The organism is Patiriisocius sp. Uisw_047, assembly GCF_047730165.1.
Taxonomy (GTDB): domain Bacteria; phylum Bacteroidota; class Bacteroidia; order Flavobacteriales; family Flavobacteriaceae; genus Patiriisocius.
This window is the reverse complement of the sequence record NZ_CP159834.1, coordinates 240281-262285: the sequence shown is the minus strand read 5'-3', so window position 1 is coordinate 262285 and position 22005 is coordinate 240281. Positions and strand designations below refer to the sequence as shown.

22 protein-coding genes are annotated in these 22005 nt (G+C 37.1%); 5 read left to right on the top strand and 17 right to left on the bottom strand.

Annotated features, from left to right (window positions below; translation table 11 throughout):
* Positions 1–57: 57 nt before the first annotated feature.
* On the top strand, positions 58–1074 hold the full coding sequence (gene lpxK / locus ABXT71_RS01275) for a tetraacyldisaccharide 4'-kinase (RefSeq protein ID WP_415371995.1): 1017 nt from the start codon (positions 58–60) through the stop codon (positions 1072–1074).
* Positions 1075–1082: 8 nt separating this feature from the next.
* On the opposite strand, the gene ABXT71_RS01270 is transcribed toward lpxK, so the two are convergent.
* The 7 genes from ABXT71_RS01270 to ABXT71_RS01240 form a co-directional block, all read right to left on the bottom strand.
* Positions 1083–3326 (bottom strand): response regulator, encoded by a 2244-nt coding sequence (locus ABXT71_RS01270; protein ID WP_415371994.1) that lies wholly within the window; start codon positions 3324–3326, stop codon positions 1083–1085.
* 33 nt (positions 3327–3359) lie between these two features.
* Positions 3360–4358, bottom strand: coding sequence for a type I glyceraldehyde-3-phosphate dehydrogenase (gene gap, locus ABXT71_RS01265; RefSeq protein WP_415371993.1), 999 nt, complete (start codon positions 4356–4358; stop codon positions 3360–3362).
* A gap of 10 nt (positions 4359–4368) precedes the next feature.
* Complete coding sequence (gene lipA, locus ABXT71_RS01260; RefSeq protein WP_415371992.1) at positions 4369–5241, bottom strand: lipoyl synthase; 873 nt, start codon at positions 5239–5241, stop codon at positions 4369–4371.
* Between the two features lie 80 nt (positions 5242–5321).
* Complete coding sequence (locus ABXT71_RS01255; RefSeq protein WP_415371991.1) at positions 5322–6533, bottom strand: NRAMP family divalent metal transporter; 1212 nt, start codon at positions 6531–6533, stop codon at positions 5322–5324.
* 1 nt (position 6534) lies between these two features.
* Positions 6535–7101, bottom strand: a complete 567-nt coding sequence (locus ABXT71_RS01250; RefSeq protein ID WP_415371990.1) for an RNA polymerase sigma factor — start codon at positions 7099–7101, stop codon at positions 6535–6537.
* On the bottom strand, positions 7092–8186 hold the full coding sequence (locus ABXT71_RS01245) for a glycosyltransferase (RefSeq protein WP_415371989.1): 1095 nt from the start codon (positions 8184–8186) through the stop codon (positions 7092–7094). The genes ABXT71_RS01250 and ABXT71_RS01245 overlap by 10 nt, the downstream gene beginning before the upstream one ends.
* Before the next feature lie 22 nt (positions 8187–8208).
* The gene (locus ABXT71_RS01240) at positions 8209–8412 is read right to left on the bottom strand and encodes a membrane or secreted protein (protein ID WP_415371988.1); all 204 of its coding nucleotides are present in this window, start codon (positions 8410–8412) and stop codon (positions 8209–8211) included.
* 102 nt (positions 8413–8514) lie between these two features.
* Here ABXT71_RS01240 and ABXT71_RS01235 point away from each other — a divergent pair, with 102 nt between their 5' ends.
* On the top strand, positions 8515–9078 hold the full coding sequence (locus ABXT71_RS01235) for a fasciclin domain-containing protein (protein ID WP_415371987.1): 564 nt from the start codon (positions 8515–8517) through the stop codon (positions 9076–9078).
* Here ABXT71_RS01235 and murB read toward each other — a convergent pair.
* Together murB and ABXT71_RS01225 are read right to left on the bottom strand one after the other, a co-directional pair.
* Complete coding sequence (murB, locus tag ABXT71_RS01230; RefSeq protein ID WP_415371986.1) at positions 9075–10088, bottom strand: UDP-N-acetylmuramate dehydrogenase; 1014 nt, start codon at positions 10086–10088, stop codon at positions 9075–9077. The two genes, ABXT71_RS01235 and murB, sit on opposite strands and share 4 nt — an antisense overlap.
* The gene (locus tag ABXT71_RS01225) at positions 10089–11279 is read right to left on the bottom strand and encodes a pyridoxal phosphate-dependent aminotransferase (RefSeq protein WP_415371985.1); all 1191 of its coding nucleotides are present in this window, start codon (positions 11277–11279) and stop codon (positions 10089–10091) included.
* 96 nt (positions 11280–11375) lie between these two features.
* On the opposite strand from ABXT71_RS01225, the gene ABXT71_RS01220 reads away from it, so the two are divergent.
* Positions 11376–12710, top strand: coding sequence for an aspartyl protease family protein (locus tag ABXT71_RS01220; protein WP_415371984.1), 1335 nt, complete (start codon positions 11376–11378; stop codon positions 12708–12710).
* An 81-nt stretch (positions 12711–12791) separates the two neighbouring features.
* Here ABXT71_RS01220 and ABXT71_RS01215 read toward each other — a convergent pair whose 3' ends face one another.
* On the bottom strand, positions 12792–13187 hold the full coding sequence (locus ABXT71_RS01215; protein WP_415371983.1) for a DUF1573 domain-containing protein: 396 nt from the start codon (positions 13185–13187) through the stop codon (positions 12792–12794).
* Between the two features lie 129 nt (positions 13188–13316).
* On the opposite strand from ABXT71_RS01215, the gene ABXT71_RS01210 reads away from it, so the two are divergent.
* Positions 13317–15950 (top strand): valine--tRNA ligase, encoded by a 2634-nt coding sequence (locus ABXT71_RS01210; protein ID WP_415371982.1) that lies wholly within the window; start codon positions 13317–13319, stop codon positions 15948–15950.
* Between the two features lie 62 nt (positions 15951–16012).
* Here the strand turns inward: ABXT71_RS01210 and ABXT71_RS01205 are convergent, their stop codons facing one another.
* From ABXT71_RS01205 to rsfS, 6 genes are all read right to left on the bottom strand, one after another.
* On the bottom strand, positions 16013–16279 hold the full coding sequence (locus ABXT71_RS01205) for an acyl-CoA-binding protein (RefSeq protein WP_415371981.1): 267 nt from the start codon (positions 16277–16279) through the stop codon (positions 16013–16015).
* A gap of 1 nt (position 16280) precedes the next feature.
* Entirely contained in the window at positions 16281–16931 is a 651-nt protein-coding gene (locus tag ABXT71_RS01200) for a phosphatidylserine decarboxylase family protein (RefSeq protein WP_415371980.1), read from the bottom strand.
* Positions 16921–17724: a phosphatidate cytidylyltransferase gene (locus ABXT71_RS01195; protein ID WP_415371979.1), complete on the bottom strand. Its 804-nt coding sequence runs from the start codon at positions 17722–17724 to the stop codon at positions 16921–16923. The genes ABXT71_RS01200 and ABXT71_RS01195 overlap by 11 nt, the downstream gene beginning before the upstream one ends.
* A gap of 3 nt (positions 17725–17727) precedes the next feature.
* Complete coding sequence (locus ABXT71_RS01190; protein WP_415371978.1) at positions 17728–18330, bottom strand: LUD domain-containing protein; 603 nt, start codon at positions 18328–18330, stop codon at positions 17728–17730.
* Between the two features lie 119 nt (positions 18331–18449).
* On the bottom strand, positions 18450–20399 hold the full coding sequence (gene ftsH, locus ABXT71_RS01185; RefSeq protein ID WP_415371977.1) for an ATP-dependent zinc metalloprotease FtsH: 1950 nt from the start codon (positions 20397–20399) through the stop codon (positions 18450–18452).
* 15 nt (positions 20400–20414) lie between these two features.
* Entirely contained in the window at positions 20415–20786 is a 372-nt protein-coding gene (gene rsfS / locus ABXT71_RS01180; protein WP_415371976.1) for a ribosome silencing factor, read from the bottom strand.
* A gap of 85 nt (positions 20787–20871) precedes the next feature.
* Here rsfS and ABXT71_RS01175 point away from each other — a divergent pair, with 85 nt between their 5' ends.
* Complete coding sequence (locus ABXT71_RS01175) at positions 20872–21603, top strand: biotin--[acetyl-CoA-carboxylase] ligase (RefSeq protein ID WP_415371975.1); 732 nt, start codon at positions 20872–20874, stop codon at positions 21601–21603.
* Here the strand turns inward: ABXT71_RS01175 and ABXT71_RS01170 are convergent.
* The gene (locus tag ABXT71_RS01170) at positions 21600–21992 is read right to left on the bottom strand and encodes an SRPBCC family protein (RefSeq protein ID WP_415371974.1); all 393 of its coding nucleotides are present in this window, start codon (positions 21990–21992) and stop codon (positions 21600–21602) included. The genes ABXT71_RS01175 and ABXT71_RS01170 overlap by 4 nt on opposite strands.
* Between the last annotated feature and the right edge of the window lie 13 nt (positions 21993–22005).

The window sequence follows — 22005 nt, the reverse complement described above, 5'->3', positions numbered from 1 at the left end:
GGGATTAATACCTCGTGGGGCTAGTCCCGGGGTAATTTATTTTAGTACTTTCGTCTGATGCAGATTTTTAGAATAGTTTTATTTCCTTTTGCCGTATTGTATGATCTGGTTACGCGACTGCGTAATTATTTTTATGATAAAGGCTATTTTAAGAGTACTTCGTATCCCGTTCCGGTAATTTGTGTAGGCAACTTGTCTGTTGGCGGTACCGGAAAATCACCAATGATTGCATACTTGGTCTCATTATTATCATCCACAAATGACGTGGTCGTTTTAAGTCGAGGATACGGAAGAAAAACCAAAGGATATATAGAAGTTGAAGTTAGCTCGACATCTAAAGAAGTCGGAGATGAGCCATTGCAGATTAAAAAAAATTATCCCAATGTAAGGGTTGTAGTTTGTGAAGATAGAAGAACCGCCATAGAAAAATTAAAATTTAAAGCCGATGTTATTTTGATGGATGATGGTTTTCAACATCGTAAAGTTAAACCGACTTTTAATATCATCTTATCGGCATTTGGTTCGCTTTTTAGCGCGGACTATCTTTTGCCAACAGGAAACTTGAGAGAGTCAAAAAAAGGGGCAGCACGTGCAGGTATGATTGTAGTCACAAAATGCCCGCCGCGGGTTCCTTATGCTACATTGCAGCAAATAGAATATGATCTTAAATTACAAGTGCATCAAAAAATATTTTTCACAACAATAGGTTACGAAGCTAACTTAATAGGTTCTTTTGAAACATTGCCGCTGGATTATCTGAAACAAAAAAAGTTTACTTTGGTAACAGGTATCGCAAAACCAGCTCCTTTGGTTCAATTTTTAAAAGAGAAGAAATTCAACTTTACTCACAAGAATTATCCAGATCATCACGAGTTCTCAGATGCTGAAATTTCAGAATTCAAAAAAGAAGAGTTGCTGATCACTACAGAAAAAGACTTTATGCGCTTGCAGCCAAGACTCGGAAAGTTTGCGCTTTTTTATCTTCCTATCAAAACACAATTTTTAAATAATAGGTCACCTATCTTTGATGAAAGAATTAGGGAAGTAGTAGAGAATTTCAAGAGAGCAGAATAAGATGCGTTCTATAAAACGGTTTGGTTTTTAAGTAGGATGTTATAGATTTTCTCAAAAAATACTTCGGTCTTAAACGGCTTAGGGATTATATCGTTAAATCCAGCTTTGTAAAATTCGTCCAGATTTTCATCAATAGTAACTGCTGTTAAGGCAATTATAGGAAGATCAGGTTTAAATTTACGCACCTTTTTGGTTGCTTCAATTCCACTAATACCAGGCATATGGATATCCATCAACACCAAATCAAAGTTGTTGGTTTCTATTAATTTTATAGCGTCAAGGCCATTGTCTGCCACTTGGCAAATAATCTTATTCTTTTCCAGAATCTTACGGGTAATCATCTGGTTTATCTTGTTATCCTCGACAACAAGAATATGTTTGTCTTCAAATAAGTCAAAGTCTATTACTACTGCTGGGATATTGTTAACCGCACGATTTTCTATACTCTCAACCTTATCAAAAGAAATATTAAACCAGAATTTTGATCCTTTTCCTAGCTGGCTTTCCAGCTGGATTTTGCTGTTCATTAGTTCTAAAATATTTTTTACTATTGACAATCCCAATCCGGTACCGCCAAATTTCCTATTCACTTGCAATGATGCTTGTGAGAAGGACTCAAAGATTGTTTTCTGTTTCTTTTTTGAAATACCTACCCCATCATCTTCTATCTCAAAATGAAGCATGATCCTATTGCCTTTGTCTTCAACTTTATTCACTCTAACTGCAACAAAACCGTTTTGAGTAAATTTTAAACTATTTCCTATAAGGTTGATTAATACTTGAGATAATTTTACAGGATCTCCTACTAGTTTTTCAGGAACTGAAGGGTCAAACTCTAATGTAAGATTGTTCTTTTTGTCTTCTGCAGATTTTTTGAGCGCAATTAAAACATCGTTTATTCTGCGCTTTAAGTCAAAAGTAGTTTGCTCAATTTCTACTTTGTTTGCTTCAAGTTTATTGAGATCTAATATGTTGTTAATTAATGACAGTAGATACTCCCCTGAAAATTTCAAAGAGTTTAAATGTTCTTTTTGGTCTGGTTTTGGGTCTTCTTCTAACAATAAATGGGTGAGTCCAGTTACTGCATATAGCGGTGTTCTTAACTCGTGTGTCACGGTAGATAAAAATTGTGCTTTAGCTAAAGACGCCTGTTCAGCCTTTTCTTTGGACAATTGTAATTCTGTATTTTTATCAAGAAGTAGATTGTTTGCTTTGGCTCTTAGATTGTTGTTTTTGTATAATGAAAGCGTAAGCAAGGACAGAATAACGATCAGGGCAATACTTAAACCAGTGGTGTACTTAATAAAGTTTAAAGATTGGTCATCTTTTTTCTTTTCGGTTTCTAGTAAGGCAAGTTTCTCTTTTAAATCAGCAACATTTGCTTCTTCATCCACACTGCTAGAAATAGCAATAATGTACTGCTGAAAGTTAGAGTCTCTCGCTTTGGTGTATTTTTTAAAAAGACGTATTGCGGTACCTGAATCTCCTTTGGCCATAGCAATTTTAGCAGCTGTTTGATAACTCTGCAGCTTTAGCGAGCTATGCGTTTTAGTGTCAATGAGCTCAAAAGCTTTGTTGTATTGATCCTCTGCAGAGGCGAGGTTGTCAGAATTCTGAGCGTCTATTGCTAGTAAAGCTTCTGCTTTGCCAAGCAAGGTTATAACTGTCTGATGGTCTCGGTTGGTTTTTTTAAAAACTGGTAAGACAGCATCAAAATAGTTAATAGCCTTACTGTTTTCATTTCTTTTTAATTCTAAAATTCCAAGACCCAAAAGTACATCTGCACGTTTGTTTTCATTATTTACATCTATATAAATCTTATCTGCTTTTGTGAAGTAATCTTCTGCAGTGGTGAAATCAATTAGTTGAGTGGCGATTAATCCTTTGAGCGTATATACAGATGCGAAAAGAATAGGGTCTGCCATTTCTGGAAGCATCACTAAAGCGAGATCTGCTTCTGTGTTTGCTTTATCAAAGTTGTGAATATAATAATGAAGTTCGGCGATTTGTAATTTAAGATTGTACCTAATCGAATCGATATTTGTTGTAAGCGCAAACCTATAGGCTTTGTTTAAGTCTACTAATGCGTTGTCAAATTTCTGGTTTATGGTAGCTATCTTTGCAGAATTTTTTAATTCAAGTATCCGCACTAAATTACTGTCCGCTACTTTTTCTTGCTGCGCTTGCAGTGAAAAAACAGAAAACAACACTAGGATGGGCAATAATAGATGATATTTCTTAGCGAAATTCAATAGGCGTAGGTTGCATTTTGGCGGTAAATGTAATTATTTACTCGATAAAATATAGATTAAATCAATAATTCTTGAGGAATAACCAATTTCGTTGTCGTACCATCCTATTATTTTGACCATTTTACCAATGACAGAAGTCATTCCGGAGTCAAATATACACGAGTGTTGATTTCCTTTTATGTCAATGGAAACGATGGGGTCCTCTGTGTATTCTAGAATTCCTTTTAGCTGGTGGTCCGCGGCATGTTTAAAAGCCTCATTTACCGCCTCGATAGATACCTCGTTTTTTACGTTGAGCGTAATATCTGTCAAGGAGCCGTTAGGAATAGGGACACGTATACCGCAACCTCCTATGGCATCTGCCAGCTCGGGAAAAATTTTAGTCAGTGCTTTTGCCGCTCCTGTAGTGGTGGGGACAATAGATTGGCCTGCTGCTCTGGCACGTCGTAAATCGCGATGCGGCTGGTCGTGAAGACTTTGGTCTGTGGTGTAGCTATGAATAGTTGTGATGTAGGCTTGCTCAATACCGCAAAGTTCGTTGATGACTTTGAGCATAGGTGCTGCATTGTTTGTGGTACAAGAGGCATTTGATACAATGAGGTCTTCTTCTAAAATTTGTGCTTCATTCACACCTATCACAACCATTTTAATAGAGTCGTCTGCCGGTGGTACCCCTAAAATTACCTTGCCCGCTCCATTATCTATATGCTGTTGTAGTTGTTCTCGATGCTTGAATTTACCTGTACATTCAATTACGATATCTACGTCTTTCCAGGAGAGTTTCTCAATAGCTAGTTCTTGAGAAAAACTAACTTCTTGACTGTTAATGGAGAGTGTATTTTTATTAATTGACATTTCACAAGAAAGAACGCCGTGTATGCTGTCATACTTTAAAAGGTGCGCAAGTGTCGCTATCGGTGCGATATCATTAACATTTACCACTTTAATATCTGGATGTTGTAATAATAATCTAAAGAGATTGCGGCCTATTCTTCCAAAACCGTTAATCCCAACTGTAACTTGTTTGTTCATTCACTAGGGCTTAGGTAAGATGTTTCTGTGCTTTATATGAAGAACGCACAAGTGGACCACTCTCTACATGTCTAAAGCCCATTTCTAAACCTATTTCTTCATATTTCTTAAACTGCTCTGGCGTAATAAATTCTTTTACAGGAAGATGCTTTTTAGAAGGTTGTAGATACTGTCCAATGGTAATAATGTCTAGTTTTACATCTCTTAAATCTTGCATCGTTTGCAATACTTCATCTTCTCTTTCGCCTAGACCAAGCATGATTCCGCTTTTGGTGCGCTTAATACCTTGCTTCTTTAAATAATTAAGAACTTCTAAGCTGCGTTCATATTTTGCTTGAATTCGCACTTCTCGGGTCAATCTTTTTACTGTTTCCATATTATGAGAGACCACTTCTGGTGCTACTTCGATAATACGGTCTATAATTCTAGTGTTGCCTTGAAAATCTGGAATTAAAGTTTCTAAGGTAGTTTCTGGATTAAAACGACGAATCGCTTTTACCGTTTCTGCCCAGATAATAGAACCCATATCCTTTAGATCATCACGATCTACAGAGGTAATCACGGCATGCTTAATTTCCATTAATTTTATAGAACGCGCTACTTTTTCTGGTTCGTCCCAATCTACAGTTTCTGGACGTCCTGTTTTTACGCCACAAAATCCGCAGGATCGTGTGCAAATATTACCTAAAATCATAAAAGTTGCAGTCCCTTCTGTCCAGCATTCTCCCATATTAGGGCAGCTTCCAGAGGTGCAAATTGTATGAAGGTCGTACTTGTCTACTAAGTTACGGAGCGAGGTGTATTTTTTACCAGTAGGTAGTTTTACACGCAGCCATTTAGGCTTAGGAGCAGGTCTATTAAGGGTGGGGGTTTGTGTTTCCATCTATTTACAAAGATACAATTTCTACTTCTGAAATTACACAACTTGGACGCTAGTGACACATATTAAATTACAGACAAGGGTTAAAGTAGTGTACTCAAATACCATATACTCAAAGCAAAGAGTAATCCAATACTAGTGCCTGCATAGATGCGCATCGTTCTAGAAGGTCTAAATATGGCAGGAACCCATTGGCTTGTCATCAATTTTAAATTAATAATCGCATAAAAAGGAGCGGTTAGAAATGACAGGATAGTGGCAATTTTTATCAAAGATCCCATTTCAGAAAGTAAAAATTTAAAAATAAAAAGTGTTCCTATCGCCAGGATTACTAGCCAGAGGAGATATCCGTGGCGCATTTTTGTACTGCTTAGTATTTCCGAAGTTTTATGCATTACTCTGGGAGAAGCATCTAGTGTGGTTAAGGTTGTGCTAAACATAGTGGTGAGTGCTGCAATTCCAATAATAATTTTTGCCCAATCACCTAGACTGAGTACATATATATTAATCAATTGGTTGGCAAAAACACCGCCTTTATTTGAGAAGCTTTCACCGCTGTCAAACATTACTAAAGCTCCTAAGGCTAAGAAGCCAAGAGCAAGAATACAAGTCATTACATAGCCAACATTAAAATCAAATAGTACTTGTTTGGGTGTTAGATCTGGTTGTATTTTTTGTTTTTCTATGGTCCAGATGGATTGCCAGATGGATATGTCAAGCGGTGCTGGCATCCAGCCCATAAAGGCTATTAAAAACCCAATAGAAATAACATCTGATGGCAGCGTTTGTTGTAAAGAGATGCTGTCTACATCCTTTACTATAAGAGCTACTGCAATAATGGTGCTGATAGTGAGACAGATTACGATGCCTTTAATTAGTCCGTCTAGAAATTTATACTTCCCTAAGATAAGAATGCAAAAACAAATGGCAGTGATCACTGCGGTCCATAAGGTAATGGCGCCCCAGCCAAAAAGAGAAGCGGCAATGCCAGCAGTTACAATTGTTACTGCTGTTTGTATTGTAAACATAGTGGCAAATGTCAAAATGAAATATGCGATCAAAACGCCTTTACCCATTTTATGATATCCCTCGAGCATGCTTTCTCCAGTGGCTGCGGCATAGCTTGTTCCAAACTGAAAAAAGGGATATTTTATAAGATTTATTAGCACGAGCGCCCATAATAAACCAAAGCCAAAATCTGCTCCAGCTCTTGTAGATTGCACAAGATGCGATACACCAATAGCCGCTCCCGCAAATAAAAAACCTGGCCCTAATTTTTTGAGTAAAATGCTCATTTTAATTTGCCCTAGTAATTATTTCTGCCAGTAATTTACGAGCTCTAAGGAGTCTAACTTTTACATTGCCAAGTGGCTGTCCAATAGTGACGCTTATCTCCTGGTAACTTAGTTCTTGAAAATAAAAGAGATTAATTACTTCTTGGTAATGTGGTTTGAGCATTTTTATATATCCTAAGAGTTCTTTAAGATTCTGCTCTTTTATTAATTGATCTTCAGCGTTTAAAGAGCCGTCAGTAATTTTTTTAAGAAGCTCTTCACTTACTTCTGATGTGCTATTTAGTGGTGAGGTTTTTTTCTTTCTAAATCTATCTATTTGGATATTTTTTGCAATCGTAGTAAGCCAAGTGGCAAACGCATAATTTCCATCGTATGTAGCTACTTTGTCAAAGGCTTTAGAGAAGGTTTCAATGGCAATTTCTTCAGCCTCATATTCGTCGTTCACACGTTTCAGTAAGAATCCAAAAACTTGATTCCAGTAGTTGTCAAGTAAAAATTTGTAAGCGCTTTGTTTGCCCCCAGTTGCTTCGGAAATTTGAATTTTAAGAATGTCTTTCTTTATTTCCAACGGGCTGGTTTAGAAGTCGTATTGCTGATAAAGATACTTAATTGGAACAGAATCAAGAACAAATCTAGAAATGGAATAAAATATTTCAAATCTTTCTCATTTAGGATTGCAGCCGAGCTGGCGTATATTACCCATTGCACCCCTAATCTTAAAACGACAAGCGCCGTGACCATCATCCAAGGGCAAAAGATATAGCTGAGTGCCAAGAAAATCCAGAAAAGAAGGTTAAAAATAAAAAAGCTACTCAATAAAAATTGATGTTTTTCTTTATATAAATGTGCGGTAGTAATATGTCGTCTTTTCTGTTGTGCCCATTTAGAAAAAGAAGTTTTTGGTTTAGAAATGGTAAATCCTACTTTCTCCAGACAAACTTCAGTGTTTACTTTTGATGCAGCTTCGTTTACAAAAAGATCGTCATCACCAGAAGGGATTTTAATATGAGAAATAAAACCGTTTACAGAATAATATAAATCATTCGTATAGCCTAAGTTTCTGCCAACACCCATATAAGGCATACCTGCTTTTGCATATGACATATATTGAATAGCAGTGGCTAGCGTTTCATACCTAATAAGTTTATTGAGTATTCCTTTCTTCTTTTGATAACCCCCATATCCTAAAACCAATTGCTTTTCTGTGCTGAATTTCCCGCTCATCGTGGCAACCCAATAGGGACTATTTGGCCAGCAATCTGCATCTATAAACAACATACGCTTGTGTGAGGCTTTCTTTATTCCTAGAGTGAGTGCGTATTTCTTATTAGCCCAGAAGGCTTCGTTAGGAACGACGTCTACAATCTTAATACGGGTATCTTGTTTTTCAAAAGATTCCAGTACCTCAAGGGAGTCGTCAGTGGAACAGTCATTAATTAAAATGATTTCAAAATCAGGGTATTGTTGTTCGAGTAATAGAGGTATAATTTTTTGCAGATTTTCAGACTCGTTTTTAGCACAAACAAGAATTGAAACAGGGGTGTTAGTTTCCTTTACTTCAGAAATAGTCCTGTAGAAAGCTATCTTCGAAAATAAGATATAATAAAGTAAATTAACTAGGATGATGCCGGCAAATATGTAGATAAAAACCATAAGGTGGACGCTCTATAAAGTATTAGGCGTGTTTTTCTTCAGAACAAGAATCAAATTGATCTGGTGTTTTGCCGCAAAACCCACAAGCATTGCCATCTTTATTTAAAAATGGAGATTGGCTCGCGCAAGTACCGGCAAATTTACCGTCTTTTTTTGCCCATATCTTGATGGCGATTCCTGCTACTGCTAGTAATAGTAAAATAATAGTAATGATGAATAGTTCCATAATCTAGGCGTGTTAAGCGATAAATTTATATTACAAAAATACAAAGTTTCTTTGTGATATGTGGGCAAAAGGACTACTTTTAAAGAGATAAAAAGTTAATAAATGAGATACAATTGGAGTCTTTTAGTAATCGTTATGGTGATAGGTTTTTCTTCTTGTGATGAAAGGCCATCAAAGCAAAATGCACAAGTGATAGGTGCACAGGATTCAAAAAATGTTAAGCCAGAGCCCCCTATTGTATTGCCATATAATCTGGCTTCCCGAATACGATCTTCTGACGACCTCACCTTGCTGTTTGCAGAAATAGAATCTTCCCCTATTTTGGATCAGCTTACAACAGATAAAGGACCATTTACTATTTTTGCTCCTTCAGACGAAGCGCTGGAAGAGATCGATTACTTGGGTGATAGAATGGTGATTGAAGACCTGCTTAAAAAATACATGGTAAAGGGAAAAATAACAACGGTTGCGCTTACCAAAAAAATAAGAACTAATGGAGGTAGCTATTCTATGAAAACCTTAGGTGGAACCACGTTAGTTGCTTACAAATTAGGAAACATCATCTTTCTTAAAAATTTAAAAGGCGATAAAGCAGAAATAGGGAAAAGTGATATCGTCGCTTCAAATGGGATTATTCATGTGGTAAAGTCACCATTAGATATTTAAAATACGTTTACTTCGGCTTCGATTGTAATCCCAAATTTATCAAGAACTGCTTGCTGTATTTTCATAGCTAAAGCCCAGATTTCTTTTCCTGTGGCATTTCCGTAGTTCACTAAAACGAGCGCTTGGTTTTTATGTACACCCGCGTCCCCATATCGTTTCCCTTTAAACCCTGCTTGTTCAATAAGCCATCCTGCTGGAATCTTATGTTCTAAGTCTGAGATCTTATAAAAAGGTGCTTGAGGGTAGTTCTTTTGAAACGTTGTAAAAATGGCCAAATCAACCACTGGATTCTTGAAAAAACTACCGCTGTTGCCCAGTTCTTTTGGGTCCGGCAATTTTGACTGACGTATCGCAATAACTGCTTCGGAAATATCCTTAATAGAAGGATTGTCAATTTTATTGGTTTCTAGTTCTTGTTTAATGGCACCATATTCGGTTCTTAATACGTGATCTTTCTTAGTGAGACAAAAGGATACCGAAGTGATAATGTATTGCCCTTTTAATTGATTTTTAAAAATACTATTACGGTACCCAAACTCACATGCTACTTTACTAAAAGTGCGTGTTTCTTGCGTTTGGATATGGGTTGCTGTGCAGCTGTAAAAAGAGTCTTTTAACTCGACGCCATAAGCGCCTATGTTTTGAATAGGTGCAGTACCCACATTCCCAGGAATGAGTGCCATGTTTTCTAAGCCACCATAGTTATTGTTTATGCAGTAAATCACAAAGTCGTGCCAGTTTTCTCCAGCTGAGACTTTAAGAGTGACATCTTTTTCGGTTTCAGAAATAATATAAATACCTTTTAAATCAAGATGTAAAACGGGTTGCTCTATGTCTTTTGTGAGCAGCATATTGCTTCCGCCACCCAGAATGAATAGTTCTTGATCTTTTTGTGCAGCTAATATTGTTATTAAGTCTTCTTCTGTGGTGATATGGTAGAACGTTTCCGCAGCAACGTCAATGCTAAATGTATTATATGGTTTTAACGAAACATTGTGGGCTGCGTGCATCTAGTCTTTATAAACTTTGAGGGCTTCCTTAAGTATGTGTACTGCTTTAATTAGACTTTCTGAGTTGAGGACATAAGCAATGCGAATCTGGTTCTTACCTACGCCTGGGCTCGAGTAAAATCCGGCTGCGGGAGCTACCATAATGGTCGCACCATTTACATCAAATGATTCTAAAAGCCATTGTGCAAAATCGTCAGAATTTTTAATAGGCAGCTGTGCGATACAGTAAAAAGCACCTTTAGGATGCCCCACTTTAACTCCCGGAATTTCTTCTAGATGTCTCACCAAGGTATCGCGTCGTTCTTTATATTCTACAATCACATCGTCAAAGTAACTTTGTGGTGTCTGTAATGCCGCTTCACTAGCAATCTGTGCAAATGTAGGCGGGCTTAATCGTGCCTGTGCAAATTTAAGGGCAGTCTTCATCACATCTTTATTTTTTGAAACAAGACAGCCTATGCGAGCTCCACACATGCTGTATCGCTTTGAAACAGAATCTATAATGATCGCGTGTTCTTCAAGGCCAAAATTTTCTAAAATAGAATAATGTTTTGCGCCGTCGTACGTAAACTCTCTATACACCTCGTCTGCAACCAAGAATAGATCGTGTTCTTTTACAATTTTCGCTAATTTCTGAATTTCTTCTTTGCTATAAAGATACCCTGTAGGGTTACCAGGATTGCAAATTAAGATCGCTTTGGTTTTTGAAGTGATAAGTTTTTCAAATTCTTCAATAGGAGGAAGGGCAAAATTATCTTCAATTTTTGAAATTACGGGTACAATCTGAACGCCAGAGGCTGTAGCAAAACCATTGTAATTGGCGTAAAATGGTTCTGGGATTATAATTTCGTCTTCTACATCTGCGATGCTTCCCATTGCAAAGAGTAGGGCCTCACTGCCACCCGTGGTTACAATTATCTCGTCTGCAGTAACATCGATGTTGTTTTGCTTATAGTATGCGGCAATTTTAGTTCTATATGCTTCACTACCTTCAGATCTAGTATAGGCTAAAATCTCTAAATGGTGAGACGCTACCGCTTCCATAGCGATTTGTGGCGATTTAATATCTGGTTGACCTATGTTGAGGTGAAAAACAGTTTTGTTTTCTTTGTACGCTTTTTCAGCGTAGGGGACTAGTTTTCTAATTGGCGATTCTGGCATCGACAATCCTTTTTTTGATACTGCTGGCATACATGTTTTTTAGTCTTACAAAGTTCCGAAATATATTTTAATTTTTCTAGTTATTAGTTATGGCAATCATTCTCTTTTTTCGTACTTTAAATGCACGTGAAAAACAAGGTTCTACATATCCTCATACTAATTGCTTTTGTATTTTTTTCTTCTGGCTCACTATGGGCGCAGACAGGTTTTAAACTCCCAAAAGGAAAAAAATCAGGTGCCATAAAGTTTGAATTGGTAAATAACCTTGTGTTCGTCCCAGTCGAGATTAATAATGTAAAATTGTCTTTTATACTTGACACAGGAGTGACCTCTACACTTTTATTTGGTGCTACTAGAGATACATTAGAGTTAAAAAACACTTCTACAGTACTGCTCCGAGGTTTGGGGAAAGGGAAAGCCGTGGAGGCTCTGAAAAGCGATAGAAATCATATAAGGATAGGAAGAGCAATAGATTTAGATCATTCTCTTTATGTGATTTTTGATGAAGAACTTAATTTTTCTAATAGAATGGGAATTCCTATCCACGGGATTTTAGGGTATGATTTTTTTAAAAACTTTGTTGTTTCTATTAGTTATAGCTCAAAAACGATAAAATATGCTACGCCAGAAAACTTTAAGGAAAGACGTAAAAGAGGATATATCACATATCCCATGCGTATAGAAAAAGGAAGACCATTTATAAATAATGTAGTAATTAATGATGGGGAAGAATCTCTCATGCTTGTAGATATCGGTTCAAGTGATAGCATTTGGATCTTCGATGATGTAAATATTATTTCAGAAAATGAGCACAACTATTTTGTAGATTTTCTTGGCCTAGGTATAAGTGGGAGTATATATGGCAAGCGATCAAGGGTCAGTGAAGTAGCGATTGGCGAGTTTAGCTTTCAGGATGTAAATATTGCAATACCAGAAACGCAGGCCTTAGTGAATGCAAGAATGATGGAAGGTCGTAAAGGAAGTATAGGTTCACAATTGATGAAGCGATTTAATGTGATTTTTAATTATCCTAAAAGCGAAATTAGCCTTAAGAAAAATACTCATTATGACGATCCATTTTATTACAATATGAGTGGTCTTACTTTAGAACATGATGGAATTTCGTTAGTAAGAACTGCAGTTGGAGGAAGTAGAAGTATTGCGGGTAATGTTCAAGATAGTGGCACAGAGGTTACGGGTTTCACCCCATCTGCGAATTATAAAATAACGTTAGCTCCGGCGATAGTAGTAGCAGAGGTTAGGGAAAATTCTACAGCGGCTCTTGCTGACGTTCGTGTAGGGGACAAACTGGTACTCATTAATGGAAAATTTACCCACGAATATAAACTATACGAGATCACCAGTATGTTTAGTTCGAGGGAGGGCAAACTTATCAGTCTTAAAATTGAGAGAGATGGCGAAAGATTTAAAAAGAAATTCTACCTTAAAAAACTATTCTAAGATCGTTAGCGTTTTCGTGCAAACACAAAAAAAAACCCTTTCATTTTTTGAAAGGGTTTTTTAATATGTGTCTAAAAAAGACTATTCAGTTTTTTCAAGCATGCTTTTCGCATCACTTTTTACTTCCCCTTTGATCTTTAACGCTTTAATGGCCTCAACTGCATTAGAATAAACAGTAACTGTCTTTCTAATAGGGCCTACGCGGTTTGTATCATATTTTACTTCTATCGTGCTAGACGCGCCAGGCGCTATTGCTCCATCCGGCTTTTTAGGCACAGTACATCCACAGCTAGACTTCACATCTGAAATTATTAACGGGGCATCGCCTGTGTTTGTAAATTCAAATACACGTACGCCATCCGAACCTTTTGCTATTTCACCATAATCTACAGTGTCTGACTTAAAAGTGATTTTTGCTTGTGCCATTGCAGAAAATCCTACCAAAGCCATTATTGCAACTACAACTAATTTTTTCATAATTTCTATAATTTAGGTCAGCTAAAGTAGGTACTTTTTACCCATTATGCAAGACATTATACACATTTACAGTTTTATAATATAGTAGATATAACTACTTTTGTATACTTATTCAAAAACTAGACCAAAATGGCAAAATCGGCAAATTATATTGCTCAAGAAGTAGAAGATAAGTGGTATTCCTATTGGATGAAACACGACTTTTTTCACAGTGAAGTTGACGATAGAGAGCCTTATACGATCGTGATTCCGCCGCCAAATGTTACAGGAATCCTTCATATGGGCCATATGCTCAATAACACAATACAAGATGTGTTAATTCGTCGTGCGAGACTGAAAGGCTTTAATGCTTGCTGGGTGCCAGGAACAGACCATGCTTCTATCGCCACAGAAGCAAAAGTGGTGGCTCGATTAAAGGAGCAGGGTATTGATAAAGCAGATCTGACGAGAGAAGAATTTTTAAAACATGCCTGGGACTGGACAGAAGAATATGGAGGTGTAATCCTAGATCAACTAAAAAAGTTAGGGGCGTCCTGTGACTGGGAGCGAACTAAGTTCACCTTAGATCCTGCTATGTCTAAGCAAGTGATTGCATCGTTTGTAGATCTTTACAATAAAGGGCTTATCTATCGCGGCTACCGCATGGTAAACTGGGATCCAGAGGCAAAAACCACGTTGAGTGATGAAGAGGTTAATTACGTAGAAAAACAAGGAAACTTATATTATATTGAGTACAAAATAGAAGGTTCTTCGGAAACGCTAACGATTGCTACTACGCGACCAGAAACAATTTTCGGAGATACAGCGATTTGTATCAATCCCAACGATGAGCGTTTTACCTATTTAAAAGGGAAAAAGGCAATTGTGCCTATTTGCGATAGAGTGATCCCAATTATTGAGGATACGTATGTTGATGTAGCGTTTGGTACAGGGTGTTTAAAAGTGACACCTGCCCACGACGAAAATGACAAAATGCTTGGAGATAAACACAAGCTAGAAGTAATCGATATCTTTAATGATGATGCTAGTTTAAATAGTTTTGGACTTCATTATCAAGGGAAAGATCGTTTTGTGGTTCGTAAAGAAGTTACAAAAGAGTTAGAAGAATTAGGAGCTTTAGTAAAAACGGAACAGCATTTAAATAAGGTAGGAACAAGTGAACGGACCAAAGCGGTCATTGAGCCAAGATTAAGTGATCAATGGTTCTTGAAAATGCAAGATCTAGTAAAGCCAGCTATTAAGGCGGTTCTTGAAGATGGCGATGTGGTTTTGCATCCCAAAAAATTTGAGAATACCTATCGCCACTGGTTGTCTAACATTCGCGACTGGAACATCTCAAGACAATTGTGGTGGGGACAACAAATACCTGCCTATTTTTATGGAGATGGCAAAGAAGATTTCGTGGTTGCTGAAACGCTAGAAAAAGCAGTTTTATTAGCACAAGAAAAAACGGGTAAGAACGACCTAAAGACAGAAGACTTAAATCAAGATTCTGATGCATTAGACACTTGGTTCTCTTCTTGGTTATGGCCTATGAGTGTGTTTGATGGACTAAACGATCCAGAAAACAAAGAGTTTAAATACTATTACCCCACTAACGATCTTGTAACCGGACCAGACATTTTATTTTTCTGGGTAGCCCGTATGATTATTGCAGGATATGAATATACTGGAAAGCGTCCATTTAAGAATGTGTATTTTACAGGATTAGTGCGTGATAAACAGCGTCGTAAGATGAGTAAGTCGCTGGGGAACTCTCCAGATGCCTTAAAGTTGATTGATGATTATAGTGCAGATGGAGTTCGTGTAGGGTTGCTACTTAGTGCACCTGCCGGAAACGATTTAATGTTTGATGAGTCATTATGCCAACAAGGAAGGGGTTTCAGTAATAAAATATGGAATGCATTTAAACTCACACAATCTTGGGAGAAAGATATTTCAATAGCCCAACCAGAAGCTTCAAGGATAGCTTTAGCTTGGTATGCATCAAAGTTGCAGCAAACGCTTGTTGAAATAGAAGATCACTATGAGAAGTATCGTATTAGCGATGCGCTTATGAGCACCTATAAGCTTGTTTGGGATGATTTCTGTGGTTGGTTATTAGAAATAGTTAAGCCTGCTTATCAAGCGCCGATAGATATTAACACATATGATGCTGTTATTTCTATTTTTGAGGATAACTTAAGGATTCTACATCCATTTATGCCCTTCTTGACAGAAGAGCTTTGGCATACCATTGCAGACAGGACGCCAGAAGAAGCGCTCATTATTAATCATTGGCCTAAAACTAAAACAATAGACACCACGTTATTGAATGATTTTACATTTGCCACAGAAGTGGTTTCTGGAGTGCGAACCATTCGTAAGGAGAAGAATATTGCTTTTAAAGATTCTATAGAGCTAATGGTGCTTAACCAAGAGAATAGGACGGGTTCATTAGACACTATAATTGTAAAACTAGGGAATATTTCAGAAATGAAAAATGTAGATGCTGCGGTTGATGGAGCTTTAACTTTTAGGGTGAAATCAAATGAGTATTTTATCCCTATGGAAGGTGCGATTAATGTGGAGGAGGAGATTTTAAAACTTGAAGAAGAACTCAAATATACAAGGGGGTTCTTACGTTCTGTGCAGGGGAAACTTAAAAATGAAAAATTTGTGAGCGGTGCGCCAGAGCAAGTGGTAGTAAATGAAAAAAAGAAAGAGGCAGATGCGCTAGCTAAGATTGAAACGATAGAGGCTTCTTTACTTAGTTTGAAGTAGTTTATATAAAGTAAATAGAGGCTTTTGTGGCTTATAAAAAAGAGAGCAATTGCCCTCTTTTTTTATTTTCTATACAGGAAGTACTGATCTACGGTTTCGATATAAAGTTGCTTGGCTTCGTCCTCGGTTAAATTTCTGGTTTGGAAAAGTGCATTTGTCTTAAAAGCACTAATTAAAGGCTCACTTCCTTCTGAAGCATCTTGAGAATCTGTGGCTCGTTTGTAGTATGCGTAAAGGTTAAGTAGTACATCTGCTGGAAATGGTTTTGTATGTTCATTGATGCTTTTTACAGCTTTTAAAAAGGCAATATCTAGCTCGGCATTTTCCATGTTATTTACTTGCTAAAATCGTGATGCCTCCTGTTACTTTTTGGTTTAATGTAACATCTATTTTAGTGCCAAGAGGTAAAAATACATCTACTCGAGATCCAAATTTTATAAATCCACTATCACTAGCTTGCGCTACTGTCTCACCTTCTTCTGCATAATTAACAATGCGCTTTGCAAGTGCGCCTGCAATCTGTCTATGTAGGATTTCGCCAAAAGAAGAAGACTTGACTACCACCGTGGTACGCTCATTCTCTTCTGAAGACTTAGGATGCCACGCGACTAAAAATTTGCCAGGATGATATTTGCTAAAGATTACTTCGCCACCAGCTGGGTATCGAGTTACGTGTACATTAATTGGAGACATGAAAACAGATACTTGTAATCGTTTGTCTTTAAAATATTCTTTTTCAAACACTTCTTCAATCACAACTACTTTTCCGTCAACAGGGCATAACAATGCGTCTTCATTTAAACTGAAATGACGTTTTGGGTTCCTGAAAAATTGTAAAACCAGTACTAGCAATACCATACAGGTGATGATAATGGCTCCTTTATAATAAATATTAGTGATAAAAGAATCTGCTACAATACTTGCAAGTACTGCAAAAGTGAGCATTCCAAAAATAATTTTATGACCTTCTCTATGAAACATTTGTTGCGATTTCTAAAAATGAATAAATAAATGGACTGGTATAAATAATACTATCAAGTCTATCGTACATTCCGCCGTGTCCTGGCATTATTACGCCGCTGTCTTTTACCCCAGCTTGCCTTTTGAATTTGGATTGAACAAGATCCCCAATAGTGCCAAATACGGAAGCGATGAGAGCCATTACCAGCCACATCCAAAGGTCGTAAACTCCTATAAAGTGATAAATTATAAGACCAGCTATTAGCGCTCCAACAACACCCCCCAAAAATCCTTCTACGGTTTTTTTAGGTGATATACGTTCTAGTAGCTTGTTCCGCCCAAAGTTCTTACCCATAAGATAAGCAAAAGTATCATTGGCCCAGATTAAAATAAATACACCAAGTAGCACCATAGGTTTGAAATCTAATTGCGCCATGGGTATGAGTGTGAGAAATACAAAACCACTCATAAGATATAGAATAACGGTGATGTATTTTTTCTTCCCGAACATAGGGATTTTATTTACCCAAAGAATATCTTTCAAAAGAAACAGATTCACAAACACCGTAAGAATTAAAAGAAGTTGCACTGCATGGTAGTCAAAGATTTCATAGCTTAAAAAGTAGAATCCAGCAGCAAAAAGGATATAAGCTAAAAAGCTTTTTAAATGTACAAGCTTTAAAAATTCATATAAAGTAACTATTCCAAGAATCAAGAATAACCCAATAAACCATTCGCGTGAAGCAAACATAGCTAGAATAACTATCGAGATATATATCAATCCCGATAAGGCTCGCACACAAAGTTCTTTCATAAATTATAGGTCTTCTAGTAGCAGCAAATATAGGTTTTTTGTGCTACTACCGTAAGTCATAAAGTCCTTTTCCTTGTCTGATTCTACTTCAAAATCTTTAATTGTGGTAATATTTGTTGGAATCCTTTCTTTAGATTTGTTTTTTATGATCCGCATACCTTCGCTTATGTTTTCTACAAACTGACTTGTAGTTGCAAAAATGACAAGGTTGGCAGGTAATTCGTGCATTTTCTTTTCTTTAATCTGATTTGAAGAAAAAAGTATAGCGCCATCATTAGCTACAAGGGATTCGCATTTGGAAAGAAAAAACTTACTAGAAGACTTTTTATCGAAGTTTAAATTGAAACCATCAAAGCGAGCAGTTAAATCTGGGTCGATACAAAATACATCCTGCTCGTACCAGTCGTTTTCTAATAAAATATTATCAAAAGCTTCGAGTATCTCCTGTGGCGTAATGCAGTATAAAAACTTACCGCCGTTTTGCTTAAAATAATAAGTGAATTTTTCGTCTAAGGGAAGTTTCTCTTTCGGGACGTATTTACTCGCCCCGTCATTTTTCGATGACAGATTGGATCTAGGATTTAAAAGTCTTTTAAAGAGCCCCATTGATATTATTGAGTGGATTCATAGCTTTAGCCCAAAGGTATTAAATCTTAACCGAAGTTCTTAAGCTTATGCATAATCTTTAAGACCTTTGGGGAACAGACAAGTATTTTCATTGTTGTTTACTCCGGCATCACTTCCTTAATAAATGGTCTTTTCCCGAAAATCACTTCTAGACTTTCCTTGAAAATCACTTCTTTTTCTAATAACTCTTCAGCAAGTAAAGAAAGTTTGTCTTTATTTTCTTCAAGTAATTTTATCGCTCTTTGGTATTGCTCTTCAATGATATTTGATATTTCTTTATCAATTAGTTCTGCTGTAGCTTCACTGTAGGGCTTAGAAAAACCATATTCAGATTGTCCAGAAGAATCATAATAAGTAACATTACCTACTTTTTCATTAAGACCATAAATAGTAACCATAGCCCTTGCTTGTTTTGTTACTTTTTCTAAGTCACTCAAGGCACCTGTTGAGATTTGATTGAAAATCACTTTTTCAGCAGCTCGTCCACCCATAGTAGCACACATCTCATCCAGCATTTGTTCTGGTCGCACAATTAATCGCTCTTCTGGTAAGTACCAAGCAGCACCTAAGGACTGACCTCTAGGCACAATTGTTACTTTAACAAGTGGCGCAGCATGTTCTAACATCCAGCTTACCGTAGCGTGTCCTGCTTCGTGAAAAGCAATTGCTTTTTTCTCGCTAGGAGTAATAATTTTATTTTTCTTTTCAAGTCCTCCTACGATTCTATCTACAGCATCTAAGAAATCTTGTTTGCCAACCGCTTTTTTCTCTTTACGAGCCGCAATTAAGGCAGCTTCATTACAAACGTTAGCGATATCTGCTCCAGAGAATCCTGGAGTTTGTTTTGATAAGAAATCTGTATCTAGATTTTCTTCCTTCTTTATAGGGCGTAAGTGAACTTCAAAAATTTGTTTACGTTCTCTTACATCTGGTAGGTCTACATAAATCTGTCTGTCAAAACGTCCAGCACGCATTAGTGCTTTATCAAGGACATCTGCGCGATTAGTAGCTGCAATTACAATGACGTTTGTAGAAGTTCCAAAACCATCCATCTCTGTAAGAAGTTGGTTTAAAGTGTTTTCACGTTCATCATTAGAACCTGACATGTTATTTTTTCCTCTTGCACGTCCTATCGCATCAATCTCATCGATAAATATTATAGACGGAGATTTTTCTTTAGCTTGTTTAAAAAGATCACGAACTCGAGATGCACCAACCCCTACAAACATCTCTACGAAGTCTGAGCCCGACAATGAGAAAAAAGGCACTTTTGCTTCTCCGGCAACCGCTCTTGCAAGTAGCGTTTTTCCTGTTCCTGGGGGTCCTACTAGTAAAGCTCCTTTTGGAATCTTGCCACCTAAAGAGGTGTACTTGTCTGGATTCTTTAAAAAATCTACGATTTCTTGCACCTCTTCTTTGGCGCCTTCTAAACCTGCTACATCTTTAAATGAAGTTTTTACGTCTACCTTCTCATCAAATAATTTTGCTTTAGACTTACCTATATTAAAGATTTGCCCTCCAGCGCCACCTCCAGCACCACCAGACATGCGTCTCATAATGAAAATCCAAATCCCGATAATTACGGCAAAGAATATTATGGAAGGTAAAAATTCTGCAAGTAAATTAGTTTGAGACTCGTTACTTCTAGACGTACTTAAATTATTTTCTTTTACAATCTGGTCAAAATCATTTTCAAAATTTTGAAGATCTCCAATCTCAAATTGATAATCAGCATCATTTTGTCCAGGAGTTAAAATTCCTGTTCCTTTTTTTGTATTGTGTACTGGCTTTTCTTTAGCCTCTATGGTAAGAAATACTTCTGCCTTTCTGCGATTAACAAGTACCACTTTTTCAACATCACCATCACCTAAGTAAGACTCAAATTGTGATTGTGTGGTTTTCTGAGGTTGGGTGAGTGCATCACCACCTAGTATGTTAAAAGCAATTAAAGCCACAAGAACCGCTGCCGTAATCCAATAAGGACTAACTTTTGGTTTTTTGATTTCTGGCTTTTTATCTTTTTTAGGCTCTTTTTTTTCGTCTGCCATGAGGCTTAAGTGTTTTTAGTTTGTAGTGTTAAATTTAACCGATTTTGCATCTCCCCACAGTCCCTCAATGTCATAGTATTCGCGAATGTGCTTTTGAAAAACATGCACAACAACGTGAACATAATCCATTAAGACCCATTCAGAATTTTCGCTTCCTTCTATATGCCAAGCCTTCTCTTGGATCGCTTTACTCACGGTTTTTTGAATAGAACCTACAATCGCATTAACGTGCGTATTTGACGTCCCATTGCAAATTATAAAGTAATCTGTAACTGTGTTTTCTAATTCTCTCAGATCGAGTATTTCTATGTCTAAACCCTTTACGTCTTCTATACCTCTAATGGCTTCAGTAATAAGTTGATCTGTGTCTGCTTTCTTTTTAGTCATTAACAAAATTTAATTTATACAAAAGTATTACTTTTTTAATTCTTGAATGCCTTAGTTTTGATAATCCTAACACACTATTTTCATTGTGAACATAATCAAACTTAGTGCCACCGACTCTACCAACTCCTATCTTGCCGCTTTGGCAAAAAATACTGCGTTGAAAGATGAGACAATAGTAGTGACAGATCACCAGAAAAAGGGAAGAGGGCAGCGTGAATCTGTATGGCAGTCACAGCCCACTCGAAGCTTAACGTTTAGCGTTTTTAAAAGGATTGAGGGTGTATCCGTGCAACAACAATTTGCAATCTCAATGTTAGTCGCTGTTGCTCTAGCAGATTATTTACAGACAATATCAGGCACTGCCATAACTGTTAAGTGGCCCAACGACATAATGGCAGCCGGTAAAAAATGTGGCGGAATTTTAATCGAAAATCAAGTGAGAGGCACCGCAATAAAATCTACAATCGTAGGAGTAGGTCTCAATATCAACGAGGAGGTGCTTATAAATTTACCTCAAGCAACTTCTTTACGTCTGGTGTCTGGGAAAACGTACGATCTAGACATCATTTTAAAAGGTGTTACTTCTGAAATGTTCTCGGCATTAACCACCGTGAGCCAAGAAGCAACCGCATCAATACAATTTCGGTTTGAGCAATTTCTTTTTAAAAAGGGAGTACAATCGCGATATCGACTTTCCGATGGAACAGAGTTTCTAGGCACTATTACCGGGGTAAACCTACTTGGACAATTATTAATGGATCTTCCACAGGGCAATTCCTTAAAATTTTGGAACAAAGAAGTAGAGATGCTCTACTAAAGCAACTCCATGTTTTCTGAAAGGGTGTTGATGAATTTTGAGACAGGTCCTTTAACCATCATCTTCATCATCATATTAAATTGTCCTGTAAATTCTAGATCTACTGCGCAGTTCTCGTCATCTACCGCTACGATATCTGCAGTAAGATTAAACGGTATTTTGTCGCTGATAGCTCCAAGAACGACTCTGTTTGGGGAGTCTACTTCTTTTACTTCAAGGGCGATCTCAGGCATTCCGCTAAGTGCAAAAAGAAAACCATTTTCTCTAATCATTTCAAACTTGCTAATGTTGTCTGGCATGATATGTTCAAAATTTTTGGCATCGGCCAAGTAGGCACACATATCTGTTGCAGATTTATTTACGGATGCTGTATTGCTATTTAATATCATTGACTATTAGATT